The 16,193-nt window shown below is 44.6% G+C and carries 21 protein-coding genes and 1 tRNA gene; 7 read left to right on the top strand and 15 right to left on the bottom strand.

Going from position 1 to position 16,193, the window contains the following annotated elements:
• Positions 1 to 33: 33 nt before the first annotated feature.
• The 7 genes from PHN32_03540 to PHN32_03510 form a co-directional block, all read right to left on the bottom strand.
• Positions 34 to 1,002 (bottom strand): thiamine pyrophosphate-dependent dehydrogenase E1 component subunit alpha, encoded by a 969-nt coding sequence (locus PHN32_03540; protein ID MDD3776661.1) that lies wholly within the window; start codon positions 1,000 to 1,002, stop codon positions 34 to 36.
• Between the two features lie 42 nt (positions 1,003 to 1,044).
• Entirely contained in the window at positions 1,045 to 1,992 is a 948-nt protein-coding gene (locus PHN32_03535; GenBank protein ID MDD3776660.1) for a sugar-binding transcriptional regulator, read from the bottom strand.
• Positions 1,993 to 1,996: 4 nt separating this feature from the next.
• Positions 1,997 to 2,419: an RpiB/LacA/LacB family sugar-phosphate isomerase gene (locus tag PHN32_03530; GenBank protein ID MDD3776659.1), complete on the bottom strand. Its 423-nt coding sequence runs from the start codon at positions 2,417 to 2,419 to the stop codon at positions 1,997 to 1,999.
• A 9-nt stretch (positions 2,420 to 2,428) separates the two neighbouring features.
• A complete protein-coding gene (locus PHN32_03525) occupies positions 2,429 to 3,379 on the bottom strand; it encodes a transketolase C-terminal domain-containing protein (protein MDD3776658.1) in 951 nt (316 codons plus the stop codon).
• Positions 3,372 to 4,229 (bottom strand): transketolase, encoded by an 858-nt coding sequence (locus PHN32_03520; GenBank protein ID MDD3776657.1) that lies wholly within the window; start codon positions 4,227 to 4,229, stop codon positions 3,372 to 3,374. Before PHN32_03520 ends, PHN32_03525 begins: the two co-directional genes overlap by 8 nt.
• A gap of 281 nt (positions 4,230 to 4,510) precedes the next feature.
• Positions 4,511 to 5,353 (bottom strand): PHP domain-containing protein, encoded by an 843-nt coding sequence (locus tag PHN32_03515; protein ID MDD3776656.1) that lies wholly within the window; start codon positions 5,351 to 5,353, stop codon positions 4,511 to 4,513.
• Between the two features lie 123 nt (positions 5,354 to 5,476).
• The gene (locus tag PHN32_03510; protein MDD3776655.1) at positions 5,477 to 6,331 is read right to left on the bottom strand and encodes a class II fructose-bisphosphate aldolase; all 855 of its coding nucleotides are present in this window, start codon (positions 6,329 to 6,331) and stop codon (positions 5,477 to 5,479) included.
• A 166-nt stretch (positions 6,332 to 6,497) separates the two neighbouring features.
• Here PHN32_03510 and PHN32_03505 point away from each other — a divergent pair, with 166 nt between their 5' ends.
• On the top strand, positions 6,498 to 8,996 hold the full coding sequence (locus PHN32_03505) for a PBP1A family penicillin-binding protein (protein ID MDD3776654.1): 2,499 nt from the start codon (positions 6,498 to 6,500) through the stop codon (positions 8,994 to 8,996).
• Positions 8,997 to 9,000: 4 nt separating this feature from the next.
• On the opposite strand, the gene PHN32_03500 is transcribed toward PHN32_03505, so the two are convergent.
• From PHN32_03500 to PHN32_03475, 6 genes are read right to left on the bottom strand one after another with little or no spacing between them, the layout of a single operon-like run.
• Positions 9,001 to 9,270 carry a BMC domain-containing protein gene (locus tag PHN32_03500; protein MDD3776653.1) on the bottom strand — a complete coding sequence of 90 codons (270 nt, stop codon included), beginning with the start codon at positions 9,268 to 9,270 and terminating at the stop codon, positions 9,001 to 9,003.
• A 16-nt stretch (positions 9,271 to 9,286) separates the two neighbouring features.
• Positions 9,287 to 9,571, bottom strand: coding sequence for a EutN/CcmL family microcompartment protein (locus PHN32_03495; GenBank protein MDD3776652.1), 285 nt, complete (start codon positions 9,569 to 9,571; stop codon positions 9,287 to 9,289).
• A gap of 1 nt (position 9,572) precedes the next feature.
• Complete coding sequence (locus PHN32_03490; GenBank protein ID MDD3776651.1) at positions 9,573 to 9,851, bottom strand: EutN/CcmL family microcompartment protein; 279 nt, start codon at positions 9,849 to 9,851, stop codon at positions 9,573 to 9,575.
• A gap of 1 nt (position 9,852) precedes the next feature.
• Positions 9,853 to 10,149 (bottom strand): EutN/CcmL family microcompartment protein, encoded by a 297-nt coding sequence (locus PHN32_03485; GenBank protein ID MDD3776650.1) that lies wholly within the window; start codon positions 10,147 to 10,149, stop codon positions 9,853 to 9,855.
• Positions 10,146 to 10,415, bottom strand: a complete 270-nt coding sequence (locus tag PHN32_03480) for a EutN/CcmL family microcompartment protein (protein ID MDD3776649.1) — start codon at positions 10,413 to 10,415, stop codon at positions 10,146 to 10,148. The genes PHN32_03485 and PHN32_03480 overlap by 4 nt, the downstream gene beginning before the upstream one ends.
• Positions 10,416 to 10,417: 2 nt before the next feature.
• Positions 10,418 to 10,690, bottom strand: a complete 273-nt coding sequence (locus tag PHN32_03475; GenBank protein MDD3776648.1) for a EutN/CcmL family microcompartment protein — start codon at positions 10,688 to 10,690, stop codon at positions 10,418 to 10,420.
• Between the two features lie 240 nt (positions 10,691 to 10,930).
• On the opposite strand from PHN32_03475, the gene gltX reads away from it, so the two are divergent.
• Positions 10,931 to 12,421, top strand: a complete 1,491-nt coding sequence (gltX, locus tag PHN32_03470) for a glutamate--tRNA ligase (GenBank protein MDD3776647.1) — start codon at positions 10,931 to 10,933, stop codon at positions 12,419 to 12,421.
• Here gltX and PHN32_03465 read toward each other — a convergent pair.
• Together PHN32_03465 and PHN32_03460 are read right to left on the bottom strand one after the other, a co-directional pair.
• Positions 12,411 to 13,652: a hypothetical protein gene (locus PHN32_03465; GenBank protein ID MDD3776646.1), complete on the bottom strand. Its 1,242-nt coding sequence runs from the start codon at positions 13,650 to 13,652 to the stop codon at positions 12,411 to 12,413. The two genes, gltX and PHN32_03465, sit on opposite strands and share 11 nt — an antisense overlap.
• A gap of 113 nt (positions 13,653 to 13,765) precedes the next feature.
• A complete protein-coding gene (locus PHN32_03460) occupies positions 13,766 to 13,966 on the bottom strand; it encodes a hypothetical protein (GenBank protein ID MDD3776645.1) in 201 nt (66 codons plus the stop codon).
• Positions 13,967 to 14,090: 124 nt separating this feature from the next.
• Here PHN32_03460 and PHN32_03455 point away from each other — a divergent pair, with 124 nt between their 5' ends.
• From PHN32_03455 to PHN32_03435, 5 genes are all read left to right on the top strand, one after another.
• On the top strand, positions 14,091 to 15,257 hold the full coding sequence (locus PHN32_03455) for a cysteine desulfurase family protein (GenBank protein ID MDD3776644.1): 1,167 nt from the start codon (positions 14,091 to 14,093) through the stop codon (positions 15,255 to 15,257).
• 14 nt (positions 15,258 to 15,271) lie between these two features.
• Entirely contained in the window at positions 15,272 to 15,655 is a 384-nt protein-coding gene (nifU, locus tag PHN32_03450) for a Fe-S cluster assembly scaffold protein NifU (GenBank protein ID MDD3776643.1), read from the top strand.
• A gap of 8 nt (positions 15,656 to 15,663) precedes the next feature.
• On the top strand, positions 15,664 to 15,837 hold the full coding sequence (locus PHN32_03445) for a hypothetical protein (GenBank protein ID MDD3776642.1): 174 nt from the start codon (positions 15,664 to 15,666) through the stop codon (positions 15,835 to 15,837).
• Positions 15,834 to 16,076, top strand: a complete 243-nt coding sequence (locus tag PHN32_03440) for a sulfurtransferase TusA family protein (GenBank protein MDD3776641.1) — start codon at positions 15,834 to 15,836, stop codon at positions 16,074 to 16,076. The genes PHN32_03445 and PHN32_03440 overlap by 4 nt, the downstream gene beginning before the upstream one ends.
• A gap of 43 nt (positions 16,077 to 16,119) precedes the next feature.
• A tRNA-Gln gene (locus PHN32_03435) sits at positions 16,120 to 16,193 on the top strand.

Raw genomic sequence — 16,193 nt, 5'->3', positions numbered from 1 at the left:
ACTTTCCTTTCCCGTCTCTTACTGCAAATACCCTTAGATATTCTTTACTTCCTCCAAAAAAGTATCCAGGTCAGGCTCCGGGCTGCTTTCTGCAAACTTTACTGATTCTTCCACCGCTGAAAGGACTTGCCTGTTCATGTTTTCATAAGCGGTTTTGCTTATAACTTTTTCCTTAATTAATTGATTCGAATAATTCTTTAATGGATCCTTGTTTAGCTTGTAATAGTCTGCTTCCTCTTTTTCCCTGTATTCTGCCGGGTCATTGGGATGATGCCCGGTAAACCGGTAAGTCTTAGCCTCGATCAGGCTGGGTCCCTTGCCTTTCCTGGCTGCCTGTACCGCCTCCTTTACTGAATCAAATACCTGCTCCGGGTCATCCCCTTCTACTACCTTTCCCGGTATGGAATAAGAGGCAGCACGGTTAGCTACATCCCCGCAGGCTACTGAAAACTGGGAACACATGGAAATGGCATAAAGATTGTTTTCACAAATGTATATAACCGGTAATTTGAATATAGAGGCCATATTCAAGGATTCATGGAATACCCCGTTATTGGCAGCCCCGTCCCCAAAAAAGCAAACCGCTACCCTGGCCCGGCCCTCCAGTTTGCAGCTGAAACCTGCCCCTACCGAAATAGGTATACCTCCCCCCACGATACCATTGGCTCCCAGTATTCCCAAATCGGTATCCGCTATATGCATGGAACCACCGCGTCCCTTGCAATAACCCGTACTCTTTCCCAGCAGCTCCGCCATCATCTTGTTTAGGTCTCCTCCCTTGGCTATGCAGTGGCCGTGACCCCGGTGGGTAGACACTATATAATCATCCTGGTCCAAGGCCTGGCAGGCTCCCACTGCTACCGCTTCCTGGCCCAGATAAGGGTGCAAGTAGCCCCATATCTTGGCAGTTTGGTAAAGCTGGATGGTCTTTTCTTCAAACCTCCTGATAGTGAGCAGGGTTTTAAGCATATTGAGTTTATCTTGTTTGGACAACTTGGCCATACTTTCTCCCTAACTATATAAATTTAAATTGTTTGGCATATATTACTTTTTCTTCAGCACCAGCTCTGCAGCTTTACTGTCTGTAATCAATATATTGATAAGCTTGCCCTTAACCGCTCCATATATGGCATCGGCCTTTAGTTTATCCCCTGCCACTCCTATGGAATAGGGAACCTGGTGAAGCATATGGGCAGGCATGGCTATCAGCCTTCCGGAAAGGCTGCTGTCACAAATATGGCCCTCTATATCAAAAAAGTGTGAAAAAACATCCCCTATGGCCCCTTCTTCCCTAAGCATCTCCAAATCCCCGGCCGGTATATGCCCGGTTTTTATCAGTGTGGATATCATTTTAGGGAACAAGGCTCCTATACCCACCAGGGCTATGGTTATTTTATCAAAGAAATCTGTGGTCTTCTTGATTGATGATTCGTTTATGAAAAGATCATGGCTTTCCTGGGAATCCACTATGGCCGGGGCGTACAGCAGGTGGGGATTTACCCCGAACCTGGCCGCAAACCTCCTGGCAATATCATGGCAGTTTAAATCAACCGACAGCTGGTGGATACCGCCGGTTATCTGCACCACTTCCACCTCCTTATTTATCTTGGAAGGTAAATGGTTAATTACTTCATTGATGGTGGTGCCCCATGATACCCCTATTACATCCCCGTCCTTTATGATTTCTAACAGGTAGTTTGCTGCTGCCTGGCCCATCTTGTTTTTAAGCTCAATGTCGGACAAGCCATTATTTTCCACCACTATGGCCCGTTTGAGGCCGAATTTTTTCTCCAGCTTTTCTTCCAGGCTGGAAAGCCCCCGGGTAGGGTCTATAATATTAATCTGTACTACCCCTATGTTTACCGCTCTTTTTAGGATACGGTTAACCTGGTATTTGGAAATCTTCAGTTTATTGGATATATCTTCCTGGGTTAAACCTTCCCGGTAGTAAAGGCTGGCTACCTTTACCATAAGTTTGATATCGTAAGTCATATCCTTATTGCTCTAACTGTTCAATTTTTTTAACTTTATCCACGGTTCCCCCGGTTCTTTCAATGGCCAGCCAAACTTTAAGTATCTCCTGGGCCAGCTTGGTGCCCACTATAAAAGAACCCATAGTAAGTATTTGGCAGTCATTGGATAATATGGATCTCTGGGCAGAATAAATATCGTGGCAGACCGCAGCCCTGATTCCCTTAAATTTATTGGCGCAAATGGCCATGCCTATACCGGTTCCGCAAACCAATATGCCCCGGTCATAGCTACCGTTCTGGACCGCTTTGGTTACTTCCGCCGCTACATCAGGGTAATCCCCGTCTACTTCAAACACCTTGTAATCTACCTGCTGCTGGTCCAATATTTGGACAAGGTCCTGCATCCTGTCATTGGCATTAATATCGCAACCGATTGCAATTTTCATTGGGTCCTCCTATCTTGGATTTAAAAATTCTTCTATCTTCTGGGCAATGCTGGGCCCGGTAAGGCCATAATACTCTATCAGCTCCTGATATTGGCCTACTACCGCAAAAACATCTTCTATACCTATTTTTTTAATGGGTGCAGGCCCGGATTCAGCCAGCACGTTGGCTACTATGCTGCCCAACCCGTTTATGGTACTGTGCTCTTCTACCGTAACCACCTTTTTGGTTTTAGCGCTGGACCCCAATATTATTTCCCTGTCTATAGGCTTTAAGGTGGATATGTTTATCACTTCAGCATCAATGCCTGAAGACTTCAGGGCTTCCGCTGCATCCAGGCAATTGGCCACCATGGTGGAGGTAGCTACTACCGTAATATCACTGCCCTGCTTCAAAATTTCTCCCTTGCCTATCTGCATCTGGTAATTCTCTCCATAGATACGCCTGGCCTTTTCACGGTGAACACGCAAATAAACCGGTCCCTCCAGTTGTGCGGCCTTAAAGATAGCTTCCCTGTACTGGGGCCCGTCAGCAGGAGAGATAATGGTAATATTAGGCAAAGAGCCAATTACCGCTATATCTTCCAGCACCACATGGGTGGGACCCAAAGGCCCTACGGAAAAACCGCAGTTATTGCCCATGATGTTTACGTTTAATCTGGTCTTGCATACATCATCCCTGATTTGTTCAAAACAGCGGAAAGCCACAAAAGGCACATAAGCAGCTATAAAGGGGATCTTTCCGCTTATGGCCAACCCTGCCGCTTCCCCCATGCCGTTTTGTTCCTGTATTCCAAACTCAAAATGCCTTTCCGGAAAATTCTGGTTAAATGGACCCCCCGAGGCCCCTAAAGAAGAGTCGCAGGACACATAAACAACCCTACTGTTTTGCTGGCCCAGCTCCACCAGGGCATCTGCAATTATCTTTCTGGGATTTTCATATATAGTTTCCTTGTTATCCAATTTTAGCCTGCTCCTCTCTTTTTCTCTTGGCCACCACATCTATGGCTTCATCAATTTTATCCAGCTCGCAATGCCAGTGGTGAAACTCAAATTTATCCTCTCCAAAGTCCAGCCCCCTGCATTTTACCGTATCGGCAATAATGGCCGATGGCTTGCCTTTGCAGAAAGGCACCTGGGACAAGACCTGGTATATGGACTGAAAATCATGCCCGTTTATTGTCTTTACCTCCCAGCCAAAAGCCTTAAACTTATCCTCAAAGGGAGAGGTATCCATAATATCTTCGGTTCTCCCGTTTACCTGCAGCCGGTTACGGTCTACTATGGCCACTACATTGTCCAGATGATGGTGGCCTGCGGCCATAACTGCCTCCCATACGCTCCCCTCGGCACATTCTCCATCGCCTAAAATTACAAACACCCGGTAATCCTTTTTATCCAGCCTGCCGGCTAAAGCCATTCCATTGGCCACTGGAAGCCCGTGCCCCAAAGAGCCGGTGGGAAACTCCACTCCCGGTAAAACCTTTTCATCCGGATGCATGGGTACCCTGGTATCCAAAGTATTATAGGTCCATAAAACATCAGTATCAAAATAACCCTGGTCAGCCAAACAGGCATACAAGGCCAGGCATTTATGGCCGGCAGATAATATGAACCGGTCCCGGTCTTCCCATTTGGGATTAGACGGTTTGTGCCTTAATATCTGGTTATAAAGTACGGTCATGATGTCCAGGCTGGAAAAGGCCCCTCCTATATGGCCTTCCCCAAATCTCATCATTTTCAGTATATTGATTCTGGCCTGATAAGATTTTTCATGCAGCTCCATTAGTTGGAGTTTAGTTAAATTTACCATCTTTTTTCCTTGCTCCGTTAATTTTGTCCATTCTATTTAAACTTCTGCGGCCCCTAGCCTCTGGACCCTAAAAGCCCTTCACATAAAAATACCATTATTTAACTTAATAGCCAACTATGTTTTGTCCTATTTGTACCCGGGCTTTAACTATTTAATAATGTTTATATCAAATTAAAATACAGTTCCGGCACCTGCCATATTTTTATTAAACCTTCCTTGCTTAATCCTGGCCGGCTAAAGTTAAGGCCAATACATGCCCTGCCGCTACACCTTAATAAGGGTTAGGCAAAAATAGATTTAAACTGCCGGTAGCTGATGCCTGCTTCTCCTATCAGCCTGGGGTTAGCCGCCCCTTTTTTAGCATCATTGTGGTAATCTGAACCTCCGGTAAAAAACCTTACCTTACCCTTATACCTGCTTTCTACCTCCTGCTGAACCTGCTGGCGGCTGAGCGTGCCCTTATAGGTAGTTTTGTCATAAGTATAGCAGGATTCCATGCCGTCCAGGCCGGCTTCTATCAGTTTATCAATGTATTCTAGCCGGGTTACTCTGCCCAGTATTTCAGAATCTACCTGCTCGTCTATAAGGTAGGGGTGGGCCAATACCGCCAGGCCGCCGCCGCCTTTAATAATATTTATAGCCTCCAGGGGGCTGACCTTTTTCCGGGGCACATTCAGCCGGGGGTTATCCCTGACCATAAGTTTGGCTTCACTCCAGGAAGCGGCATAGCCTTTTCTGGCCATAGCTTCAAATATATGTTTTCTTTGCACTTCCTCTGGCGTTCTATGCCTTTGAATCCCTTGCAGGTCTGTATATATTAATATGTCCTGGCCGTAGTCTAAGGGCATGCCTTCTTCGGTCAGCACCTCACATAGCTGCCGGTAGGCATCAGCCTTGCTCTGCTTGGCACGCTCTACCTCCTTAAGGAAAGCTGGGCTATCCCAGTCCAGCTCATAGCCGATAATGTGAACGTCATCCACCTGGCTGTCACAGGAAAATTCATCACCCAGCACCAGCTCCAGGCCCCGGCTGGCAGCAAACTCCTTAATACCCAATTTGCTGCCCCCTTCTTCTACGGTAAGGACAGGCCCGGTATCATGATCCACCATGCCTATGGCTCTCATGCCCAGGCCGGCTGCCAGGACAATTAGCTGCCTGGGGGTATCATTGCCATCTGACCGGTTGGTATGGCAGTGAAGGTCACATTCATAAGTTGGTTTATAGCTGTTAATTTTTATCCCTCCCTGTTAGGCCTTACCGGCGCTTCCAAAAATACCAATATATTTCTTAACCAGTTTTTTTACTTCTTCCTTTACAAAGTTTATTTTTTTCACCGGCTCATACTCATGGGGATGCTCTTTTATGTATAAATCGCAGGAGTCGATGTATTTATGCTTGATTTCGGTGGAGATGTTCATTTTAGATACTCCGAAAGTCCTGATTTTAGCCAGCACTTCTTGGCTTAAACCGGAGCAGCCGTGAATTACTATGGGAAAATCAGTAACCTCCATTATTTTGGCCAGGCGCTGATAATCCAGCCTGGGCTCTCCTGAGTACAGGCCGTGGGCAGTGCCAATGGCTACGGCCAAGCTGTCAATGCCGGTCTTCTGCTGAAAATCTACCGCCATTTGGGGATCAGTTAACATTACATGCTCCTGGTCTACTGAAACCTGTTCCTCGGTTCCCCCTATATGGCCCAGCTCACCTTCCACGGTAATACCTTTCTGGTGGGCCATTTCCACTACCTTTTTAGTCATTTCTATATTCTCCTGGTAGGGCAGGCTGGATCCGTCTACCATAATTGAGCTCCAGCCATGCTCAATACAGTTTTCAATAATATCCATATCGGTCCCATGATCCAGGTTCATGGAAATGGGAACGTCTGTTCCCTGGGCCAGGTCTTTGGCCATATCCACCAGCATCTTATAGCCCAAGGCTTCCACTGTTTTTTGGGAAGTCTGAATAATTACCGGTGACCTTTCTTCAATGGCTGCTTCTGCTACTGACACCATAGAGGTGTGGTTGACAATATTGAAAGCCCCCACCACAAATTTTTCTTTCCTGGCTTTAATCAGCATATCCTTAGTATTTATGTAAACCATTACTGCTCACCTCTTATTAATTGGTATTTATAATTTATTTTATGCAATAACTTGCAATTATGCAATAATAAAAATAAGAGTTTTGCCCCCTGCAGGTAGTGCCATGTCTAATATAATTGAAGGTTGATTTTATGGGGGGCTAATAATAGAATGGCTAAATAAAACTATGTCTAAATTAAGGAAAAAACATAAGAAAAACAGGGCTGGCGTTAAAGTACTAATAGTACTGGTTGCCTTGTTTTTGCTTTCCACCATCCTATTTTTAACCGCTTTCAGCGGCCTTTCAGTAGCAGTGACCGGTATCATAGGAAGCTTCATGGCTGATTTGCCTGACCTGGGAGAATACAACCCTGCAGAGGCTGCCTTGACCTCCCAGATATATGCGGCGGACGGAACCCTTATTGCCACTTTCCATGGGATAGAAAATAGGGAAGAAGTTAATTTGGAACGCATGCCCCAAAACCTAATCAATGCGGTAGTAGCCATAGAGGATGAAAGATATTATCAGCATAAGGGAGTAGATCCTGAGGGCATAATCAGGGCTTTTATCATTAACCTTCAAACCGGTGATATAGCCCAGGGAGCCAGCACTATCACCCAACAGGTTATCAGGAACCTTTATATACCGGAAGAAAAATACGAAATAACCTATGACCGTAAGATAAAAGAGGCGTTACTGGCCTATCAGCTGGAAAAAATTTATTCCAAGGAAGAAGTACTGGAAATGTATCTTAACACCGTTTATTTCGGTGAAGGTGCTTACGGGGTACAGGCTGCTTCCAAGGTTTATTTTAATAAAAATGTAAATTATCTCAGCTTGCCTGAAGCAGCACTATTAGCAGGCATGCTCCGCTATCCCAACAAGAGCCCCTATATTGAAGAGGCCTGGGTATTGGATAGGAGAAATGTGGTTTTATCCAAAATGATGGAGTTGGGCTATATTGACTCTCAGCAATACCAGGAGGCTATCAATACCCCCATAGTGCTGAATAGGCCTACCGAGGAATCAAAAAAGGGTTTTGCCATGTATTTTGTTGAATATGTAAAACAGCAGCTAATAGAAAAGTATGGGGTAAACCGGGTATTTAAGGGGGGTTTTGATATCTACACCACCCTGGAGCCGGATATGCAGATAGCTGCTGAAGATGCCATAGAGGAAATATTGTATGATCCCGAAGACCCTGCAGCAGCATTGGTAGCCATAGATCCCTCTACCGGTTATATCAAAGCCATGGTGGGAGGCAAGGACTTTTCAGTAATGAAATTTAACCTGGCCACCCAGGCTAAAAGGCAGCCGGGATCCACTTTCAAGGTTTTTGCCCTGATGGCTGCGCTGGAACAGGGCATAAGCCCGCTGATGACTTTCAACCCCAATGGTCCGGTAATATTTGGTATAGAAGGAAGTGAGCCCTGGGAGGTTTCCAACTATATGGGAACCAAATACGAAACCGATGAAATGAATATTATAGATGCCACCATAAGCTCAGTAAACGTGGTTTATGCCCAGCTAATAATGAAGGTTGGTGCCTACAGCATGGTTGATGTTGCTAAAAGGATGGGTATCGTTACCGACCTGGAGCCCTATCCTGCTATTGGCCTGGGAGGCCTTACCATCGGGGTATCCCCACTAGAGGTATGCAGCTCCTTTGCCACCATCGCCAATTATGGGGCTAGAAATGATCCGGTAGCCATAACCAAGGTTACCGATAATGAGGGCAATGTGCTAGAGGAGCACCAGCCTCAACCGGTTCAAGCCATATCTGCTATCAATGCCTACAGGGCTATCGAAATCATGCAGCAGGCAGTGCAGAGAGGTACCGGTACCCGGGCCCGCCTGGAAGACAGGCCGGTGGCAGGAAAAACAGGTACCACCCAGGAAGCGGAAAATGCCTGGTTTACCGGATTCACTACTAACCTGGCAGCCTGTGTATGGATAGGCTACCCTGAAGAAAATATAAAAATGGGAATAATACACGACACCAGGGTTCAGGGTGGAACCCTGCCGGCCATGATCTGGAACTTGTTTATGGAAGAAGCTACCAAGAAACTACCTGCAGAGGAATTTGTAAGACCGGAAGACGATTTAATAGAGGTACAGGTAGTCCACAATCCTGAAACCGGTGCAATTGTGCTGCCAAACAGGTTTACCCCTTTCGAGAAAATCGAATTAAGGCAGTTTCATTACGGGCAGGAACCCAGGTCATTGGATACTACAGAGGGTTTAAAACTTCCTAATATAACACTAATGCCTAAGGACCAGGCGAATAATATTTTGAGAGATGCCGGATACACTCATATAGAATTTATTGAAGAAGTTTTTGGAGGTGTACCTCCAGGTTATGTTCACAGGCAAGAACCTTTATGGGATGAGGAAATTGAACCCATAAGACTAATCAAGGTTTGGGTAAACCCAGGAGAAGTGCCAGCTGGAGACCCTGGGGAAACAATAAAGCAGTTACAAGAAAACCTTCCTACTGTACCAAATATCATAAATCTACCTTGGGATCAGGCAAACCATATATTAGTACATTCTGGGTATAATAATATTGAGTATATTTATGAAAAAAATGATCAGGTGCCCCAAAATTATACCTACGACCAGCAACCTTCTGGAGGGCAAAAAGCTAATCTTAGCCAGAAGATAAAAGTTTGGGTAAATCCCTAAGATTTTATGGATAAATCATATCCAAATCCTGGTTAGGCCGGGGTATCACATGAGAAGACAGAAGCTCTCCTACCCTTTTAGCAGCTTCAGCTCCGGCTTCTATAGCGGCTTTAACCGCACCCACATCGCCTTTTATAAATACTGTAACATAACCGCCGCCAATCCTTACCTGGCCCATAAGTTCTACACTGGCTGCCTTTATCATGGCATCGGCTGCTTCTATAGACCCCACCAGCCCTTTTGTTTCAATTAAACCAATGGCAAAGCCGTCCATACTAAATCACCCCTTGTTATAAATTCAATTCCCTATCTTCAAAAATTAATTTTTCTATTTTAGCCACTATAATGGAATCCAGGCCTACGCTTTTGGTTTCCTCAGTAGCTCTGGCCGGAGTACCGTTAGCCACCATAACCGTTTCGTCTATACCCACACCGATAAGGTCAGCCGCTACTACGAAATTAGGCTTATAGCCGCCATCCATATCCATTTCCTGGATTACCATAAGTTTTAACCCCTTATAGTTTTCATCCTTGATGACAGAAACCACATTCCCTATTACTTTACCCAGCATCATTTCAGTCCCCGCCTCCCAAATCTACCGAGTCAATAATAGCGGTGATAGTGGTGTCCGCCGGAACCAGCCTGTCTTCAAAAGCCCAGGTGGCTTCAGTGCTGACCTCATACCCTACATATTCTCCCATGGATACCCCCAAAGGATCCATGGCCAGGGATTTTTTCCCGGTCAGTTGGCCGGTTTTGATATTAACGTCTTCAATTATCTTAATGGCAATACCTTCCAGTGAAGGATGCTTAAAATTAGAATAGGTTTTACCGATCACTTTGGCATAAAACATTTTACTTCTCCATTAAAAACTTATATTTGGGATCAATATGCAATGACTCTACTTTGGCAGAGATGCCGGCATTAATGGGCATATTATCATATCCCACGATTTTCCGGGCAGAGCTTCCCCCTACTATAAGCACTATATCCCCGCTTCCTATGCCCAGCTTCTTATCCACAGCTACCACATATTTGCCGGTCTCTTTGCCGGAAAGGTCTAAAATATGGACCAAAAATATTTTAGCTGCATCCATGGATTTATCTTTCACGCTACAGACCAGCTCTTTTTTTACCACACCTATATTCATTCTTCCTTCTCCCGGGTATCTATCCTGGCCACTATGGAGGTATCAGTGGGGACATGGGCGGTAAGGTCAGTCATCTTGGCTGCGCTGCCGGTAGTAATAAGTACCAGGTCCCCATAGCCTGCGCCCACCGTATCTACAGCCACAGTATAGTTGTTGGTACCCTTAAACCCGCTGTCTAAAATATGTACCACATACAGCTTTACCGGTTTTAGCTGTTCCATTTTAGAAACAGAGGTTACGCTTCCCACTACCTTAGCAATATCCATAATTATTCATACATGTTAATTTTATCAATTTTAGCTACAATGGCCGCCCTTATGGGAACATTTTCCCTTCCTACCAGCATGCTTACCGTGTCTCCGTCATCAGTCAGCAGTACCGTTTCTCCGATGCCTACCCCCACCGCATCCTCTACCAGGTAAAAATTAGGGGAAGGCTGGCCAAAAGGGTTTACAGCCTGGGCAATTTTCAGTTTGGTGTTTTCAATTTTCTTTACTTTGATGGTACTTACTACTGTACCAATTATTTTGGCAATTTCCATTTATGCTTATCCACAGTGTTGATTTATCCCTTTTAAAATTAGTTAATTATAACATAAATACATATATAGCTTACAGGTTTTTTTGCCAAACATCTACCTTTCCACCTATTAGGTTTATATTAGGCCCGGCACTATAAAAATGCAGGTACTGTAAACCGCAGCCACCAAATTAGCAGTTTTAAAGTTTCCCTTATTATTGTATATTTAGTACCTACAGGAAATTAATGGGAAGGACAGGATATGGGCAGCAGCAATCAACAGGTTAGGGTCAGGTTTGCACCCAGCCCCACTGGATATCTGCATATAGGCAGCGCCAGGACTGCTTTTTTTAACTGGCTTTTTGCCCGCAAAACTGGGGGAAATCTTATTCTAAGAATTGAGGATACTGACATGGCCAGGCATATGGAAGAAAGCCTGAATAGCCTTACTTCTTCCCTTAAGTGGCTGGGTATTTCATGGGATGAAGGCTATGATGCTGAAGGCGGTTTTGGGCCTTACCGGCAATCACAGAGAAAAGATATTTACCAGCAATATGCCCATACGCTAATAGCCCAGGGTAAAGCCTATCCCTGTTTCTGCAGCCCCGAATCCCTAAAAGTCCAAAGGCAGGATTTAGAAAAACAGGGCAAGACTTTCAAATATGACCGAAAATGCCTTAGCCTGGATCCCGGGCAGGCCGCTGCCAACATAAGCCAGGGCATGCCCTATGCAGTTAGGCTCAGGCTACCGGACAGCCAGACCATATCTTTTAAGGATACGGTTTACGGAGACATCTCTGTAAATACAGACAATTTGGATGATTTTGTAATTTTAAGGTCCAATGGGCTTCCTACCTATAACTTCAGCGCTGCAGTGGATGATGCCCTGATGAAAATAACTCATGTAATAAGGGGGGAAGACCACCTTTCCAATACTCCCAAACAGATATTGGTATATATGATGCTGGGATTTGACCTGCCGCAATTTACCCATCTGCCCATGATTCTGGGAAGTGACGGCCATAAGTTAAGTAAAAGGCATGGCTCTGTATCTATTGAAGCTTACCAGGAACAGGGTATTCTGCCGGAGGCTATTTTAAATTATCTAGCCTTGCTGGGATGGACCCCTCCCCGGGAACAGGATATTTTTTCAATACAGCGGCTGATAGATCTTTTTGAAATTGAAGATATCAACAAAAAACCAGCCCGGTTTGATTTTGAAAAACTGCTGTGGGTTAACAGCAACTGGATAAGGTCCATGGAAACCGGCCAGCTGGCCGAATTTATAGTTAAAGAAGTAAAGCAGAAAATAGACAAGCCTGCAGCATTAAATAATTGGGAAAAGGATTTAAACTTAAAATCTGAAGCCATTGCCCCCCTGATAAGGGAAAGGATTAAAACCTTAAGTGAAACCATGGATTGGATAAGGCCTTTTTTTGAGAAGGTAAGCTACAGCCAGGAAGCCATGGCTTTCTTTGACTTAAAGAAGGTGGATGCCGCCCAGGTGCTTAAGGCCACTCTTGCTATGCTGGACAGCTTAACTGATTTTAATTCAGGACAAATAGAAACATCTTTAAGGCAAAAAGCACAGGAATTAGAAGTGGGATTCCGCAATTTTATGGCAGTAATAAGGGTAGCTTTGTGGGGGACCAATATAAGCCCCCCACTGTTTAAAACTATGGAAATACTGGGTAAGGATTTAACCACTTACAGGTTAAGCCAGTATTTAGAAACCCTGGCTTCTAGATCCTGAATATCATCTCTTCCGGTTTAAGGTCCCGGCCCATCTCCACTACCTTTTTGGTGAAGCTGGCTACTACCACTTCCTCATTGGTAGGTATGATATATATCTTGACCTTGGAATCCATGGAATAGTCGGAAGATATCAAGCCCAGCTGGCCATTTACTTCCTTGTTCTTAGACAAGTCCAGCTTGATACCCATAAACTCCAAGCCTTCCAGTATCCTTTCCCTCATATAGGTGCTGCCTTCACCAATGCCGCCCCCAAATACAAGGCAGTCCAGGCCTCCCAATACCGCTGCAAATGAACCTATATATTTTCTAATGCCGTAAATATAATAATCTATAGCCAGTTTTGCCCTATTATTTCCCTGCTCGGCTGCTTGCAGGATTTCCCGTAAATCATCAGTTCCAATGCCTGCTATGCCCTTAAGGCCGGCATTATTGGAGATTTGGTCCTGGGCTTCTTCCACCGAAAGCCCCAGCTCTTTCATAGCATAAAGCATAGCGGTACCGTCAGTATCCCCTACCCTGGTTCCCTGGAGCAATCCGGAATTTGGAGAAAAATTCATGGTAGTATCTACAGATTTGCCTCCGGCCAGGGCAGTCATTGAACTGCTGCCCCCCAAGTGTATGGTAACCAAGTTTATATCTTCTGTTCCCTCCAGCTGGTAAGCCTTAGCTGAAAGATAACGGTGGGATGAACCATGGTAACCGTTCTTTTTTATTCCCAGCTTTTCGGACCATTCCCAGGGAAGGCCGGTAAGCCTCCTGGATTCAGGAATAGAATAATGGAAAGACGGCTCAAAAACACCCACCATAGGAACATCTAGAATCCGGTCAAATATACCTATGGTTTCGATATAAGGGATATTGTGCACAGGAGCTACAAATGCATATTTTTTCATCTCGGCCAATGTTTCAGCAGTTAGCCTGTTGGCCCCATTTTTTACTCCCAGTATGGTTTTAAAACCCATGGCCTCTATGTCCTGGGGCTTCCTGATTACCCCATTAGCTACATACCAGTCCAGTATAAGCTTAATGCCGGCCTCAAAACCGCATACCTCTACTGTTTCTTTCTTAATTATTCCGTCCCCCACACTGTGGGTAAAATTGGACTGGCCTTCAGATTTTATTTTATCCAGGTTAGCCTGACCCAAAGTTTTTATATTGTTCTGGTCATCAATATCTATTATCTTGCTCTTCAGCGAGGTACTGCCTACGTTACCTATTCCAATAATCATTACCTGGCCCCTTTCCATTATGTTATAGATTTGTATTGCAAAGCAGGTAAATTATAGTATTTTTTATCTTTTTACTCAAATAGCAAAGGGCTTGGGAATCAGCTAAAATGTTATTATTCTGGCCTTTGCTCCAGATGCTTTCTAAGCAGTTTTAACTCCCGGGCCACAGAGTTATCAGGTCCAAGGCCGGCAATCTTATCGGATAGGGCCAAAGATACAAAAGCAGAAAGGGATATACCCAGCTGGTTGGCCCTGGCTTTTGCTTTTTTTATTAAGTTCTGGTCCAGACGGAAACTATGCATCTTTTTTGGCATATAACCATATTAAAAATTGTTGACCCATATGTCAACATAACCAGCTCCCCTAATATATTGCTGGTGGAATTTTTTCAAAAAACTAATTAGAATTTAGAATTGTATAAAAAGAAAGGGATAAATTATGGCAGAAAAAATATTCTTTGATAATGCTTCCGCTACTCCGGTAGACCCCCCAGTATTTAGGGCTATGGAGCCTTTCTTTTCTAATTACTATGGAAACCCCTCCAGCCTGCATGACTTTGGCCAGGAAGCCAAAGATGCCATGGAGGAAGCCCGCAACCAGGTAGCCCGGCTTATTGGAGCTGAGCCTGAAGAGATTTATTTTACTTCCAGTGGAACAGAATCCAATAACTTTGCCTTGTTTGGGCTAACTTCAGCCCTCAAATCCAAGGGAACCCATATTATATCTTCCAGCATTGAACATATTTCCATACTGAATCCCTTAAAGGAATTAAAAAAACAAGGCTGGGAATACACCCTTCTTCCAGTAGATGAATACGGGTTAGTAAATCCCCGGGATCTCAAAAAGGCAATACGCCCGGAAACAGTTTTGATATCCATCATGCATGCCAATAATGAAGTAGGAACCATACAAAACCTAAAGGAGCTGGCAGGCATTGCCAGCCAGAACAAGGTTGTTTTCCACAGTGACGGGGTAGCCACTGCGGGGATTATAGAAGTGGATGTAAATGATTTAGGCCTGGATTGCTATACTTTTTCTTCCCAGCAGATGTACGGGCCCAAAGGGGCGGCAGCCCTTTATATCCGCAAAGGCATCAGGATAAAACCATTTATTATAGGGGGTACCCAGGAAAGGGGCCGCAGGGCGGGCACAGAAAATGTACCGGCTATCATCGGTTTTGGCAAAGCTGCCGAACTGGCAGGAAATGACATGGGTAAAAACAATAAACAGTTAATACGCCTTAGGGATATGCTGATAGAAGGCATTATGGAAAATATTAAGGATGTTAAACTTAACGGGCACCCCCAGCAAAGGCTGCCCGGAAATGTGCATATAAGCTTTGAATATATTGAGGGTGAATCCATATTGCTGCTGCTTAATATGCAGGGCATAGCCGCTGCCAGCGGATCATCCTGCGCTTCCCAAGCCCTCAAGAACAGCCAGGTATTGTTATCCATGGGGCTAAGTCCAACCATGGCCCAGGGTTCAGTGCTGTTTTCATTAGGTAAATATAATACGGAGCAGGAAGTCAAAAGAACTATTAAAGTCCTGCCTCCCATAATTACAAAATTAAGGCAGATGTCTCCTTTGTATAAGGAAGATTAGAAAAGGGGTTATTTATGGTTACATATAGTGAAAAGGTAATGGATCATTTTTCCTCTCCCCGCAATGTTGGAGAAATAAAGGATGCGGATGGAATCGGAGAAGTAGGTAATCCAACCTGTGGGGATATGATGACTTTTTACATCAAGGTTAAAGACGATAAATTGGAAGATGTAAAATTTAAAACCTTTGGCTGCGGAGCAGCCATAGCAGTGTCCAGCATGGTTAGTGAAATAGCCAAGGGCAAAACTTTAGACCAGGCTCTTAAAATAACTAACCAAGATGTAGCAGAAGAGCTGGGGGGCCTTCCCAAGAACAAGATGCATTGCTCTAACCTGGGAGCCGATGCCCTTCATAAGGCTATTGAAGATTACCGTAATAAGAGTAAAAAGAAAAAATAGGAGTAATTATGGATAAGGATAAACAATCCAGCTGCAAGTGTCCCTATTGTGATGCTGAACTTAAATTAAAGGAATCACCTATATGCCAGGTTTGCCATATAAAGATACTGCATTGTCCTGAATGTGGTTACCCAGTCAGCAACAATATAGATAAATGCCCAAACTGCGGAGTAAGGCTATGAATGATTTAAAAGTTGATCAGGAGCTAGACTGCATAGGCCTTTACTGCCCTGCTCCCATATTTGAAACCCGAAAGATGATCAATTCCATGCAGAAAGGGCAAGTGCTTAAAATGCTGGCAGATGATCCCGGCTCAGAAGCTGATATGAAAAGCTGGTCTAGAACCACCGGCAATAAGCTGCTGAAAATAGAAAAAGAGGGAGATACCTTTATTTTCTACATTAAAAAAAGCTCAGAATAGATTTGCCTGCTTGATAATATCGTATTATAATAGTTATTCGTTTTGGGGAGTAGTCTAGTGGCAGGACATGCGGCTCTGGACCGTAGGGCGGAGGTTCGAATCCTCCCTCCCCAGCCA

The organism is Actinomycetota bacterium (assembly GCA_028698215.1).
GTDB lineage: Bacteria > Actinomycetota > Humimicrobiia > Humimicrobiales > Humimicrobiaceae > Halolacustris.
This window is presented reverse-complemented; position numbering and strand designations above follow the sequence as displayed.

What these genes read in the sequence shown, in the direction of transcription:
- PHN32_03530 (MDD3776659.1), bottom strand. Translation starts at nt 2,419, where the DNA reads ATGAAAATTGCAATCGGTTGCGATATTAATGCCAATGACAGGATGCAG.
- gltX (MDD3776647.1), top strand. Translation starts at nt 10,931, where the DNA reads ATGGGCAGCAGCAATCAACAGGTTAGGGTCAGGTTTGCACCCAGCCCC.
- PHN32_03460 (MDD3776645.1), bottom strand. Translation starts at nt 13,966, where the DNA reads ATGCCAAAAAAGATGCATAGTTTCCGTCTGGACCAGAACTTAATAAAA.
- PHN32_03520 (MDD3776657.1), bottom strand. Translation starts at nt 4,229, where the DNA reads ATGGTAAATTTAACTAAACTCCAACTAATGGAGCTGCATGAAAAATCT.
- PHN32_03505 (MDD3776654.1), top strand. Translation starts at nt 6,498, where the DNA reads ATGTCTAAATTAAGGAAAAAACATAAGAAAAACAGGGCTGGCGTTAAA.
- PHN32_03465 (MDD3776646.1), bottom strand. Translation starts at nt 13,652, where the DNA reads ATGATTATTGGAATAGGTAACGTAGGCAGTACCTCGCTGAAGAGCAAG.
- PHN32_03515 (MDD3776656.1), bottom strand. Translation starts at nt 5,353, where the DNA reads ATGAGAGCCATAGGCATGGTGGATCATGATACCGGGCCTGTCCTTACC.
- PHN32_03440 (MDD3776641.1), top strand. Translation starts at nt 15,834, where the DNA reads ATGAATGATTTAAAAGTTGATCAGGAGCTAGACTGCATAGGCCTTTAC.
- PHN32_03495 (MDD3776652.1), bottom strand. Translation starts at nt 9,571, where the DNA reads ATGATGCTGGGTAAAGTAATAGGGAATGTGGTTTCTGTCATCAAGGAT.
- PHN32_03490 (MDD3776651.1), bottom strand. Translation starts at nt 9,851, where the DNA reads ATGTTTTATGCCAAAGTGATCGGTAAAACCTATTCTAATTTTAAGCAT.
- PHN32_03445 (MDD3776642.1), top strand. Translation starts at nt 15,664, where the DNA reads ATGGATAAGGATAAACAATCCAGCTGCAAGTGTCCCTATTGTGATGCT.
- PHN32_03510 (MDD3776655.1), bottom strand. Translation starts at nt 6,331, where the DNA reads ATGGTTTACATAAATACTAAGGATATGCTGATTAAAGCCAGGAAAGAA.
- PHN32_03475 (MDD3776648.1), bottom strand. Translation starts at nt 10,690, where the DNA reads ATGGAAATTGCCAAAATAATTGGTACAGTAGTAAGTACCATCAAAGTA.
- PHN32_03480 (MDD3776649.1), bottom strand. Translation starts at nt 10,415, where the DNA reads ATGGATATTGCTAAGGTAGTGGGAAGCGTAACCTCTGTTTCTAAAATG.
- PHN32_03540 (MDD3776661.1), bottom strand. Translation starts at nt 1,002, where the DNA reads ATGGCCAAGTTGTCCAAACAAGATAAACTCAATATGCTTAAAACCCTG.
- PHN32_03500 (MDD3776653.1), bottom strand. Translation starts at nt 9,270, where the DNA reads ATGGACGGCTTTGCCATTGGTTTAATTGAAACAAAAGGGCTGGTGGGG.
- PHN32_03535 (MDD3776660.1), bottom strand. Translation starts at nt 1,992, where the DNA reads ATGACTTACGATATCAAACTTATGGTAAAGGTAGCCAGCCTTTACTAC.
- nifU (MDD3776643.1), top strand. Translation starts at nt 15,272, where the DNA reads ATGGTTACATATAGTGAAAAGGTAATGGATCATTTTTCCTCTCCCCGC.
- PHN32_03485 (MDD3776650.1), bottom strand. Translation starts at nt 10,149, where the DNA reads ATGAATATAGGTGTGGTAAAAAAAGAGCTGGTCTGTAGCGTGAAAGAT.
- PHN32_03455 (MDD3776644.1), top strand. Translation starts at nt 14,091, where the DNA reads ATGGCAGAAAAAATATTCTTTGATAATGCTTCCGCTACTCCGGTAGAC.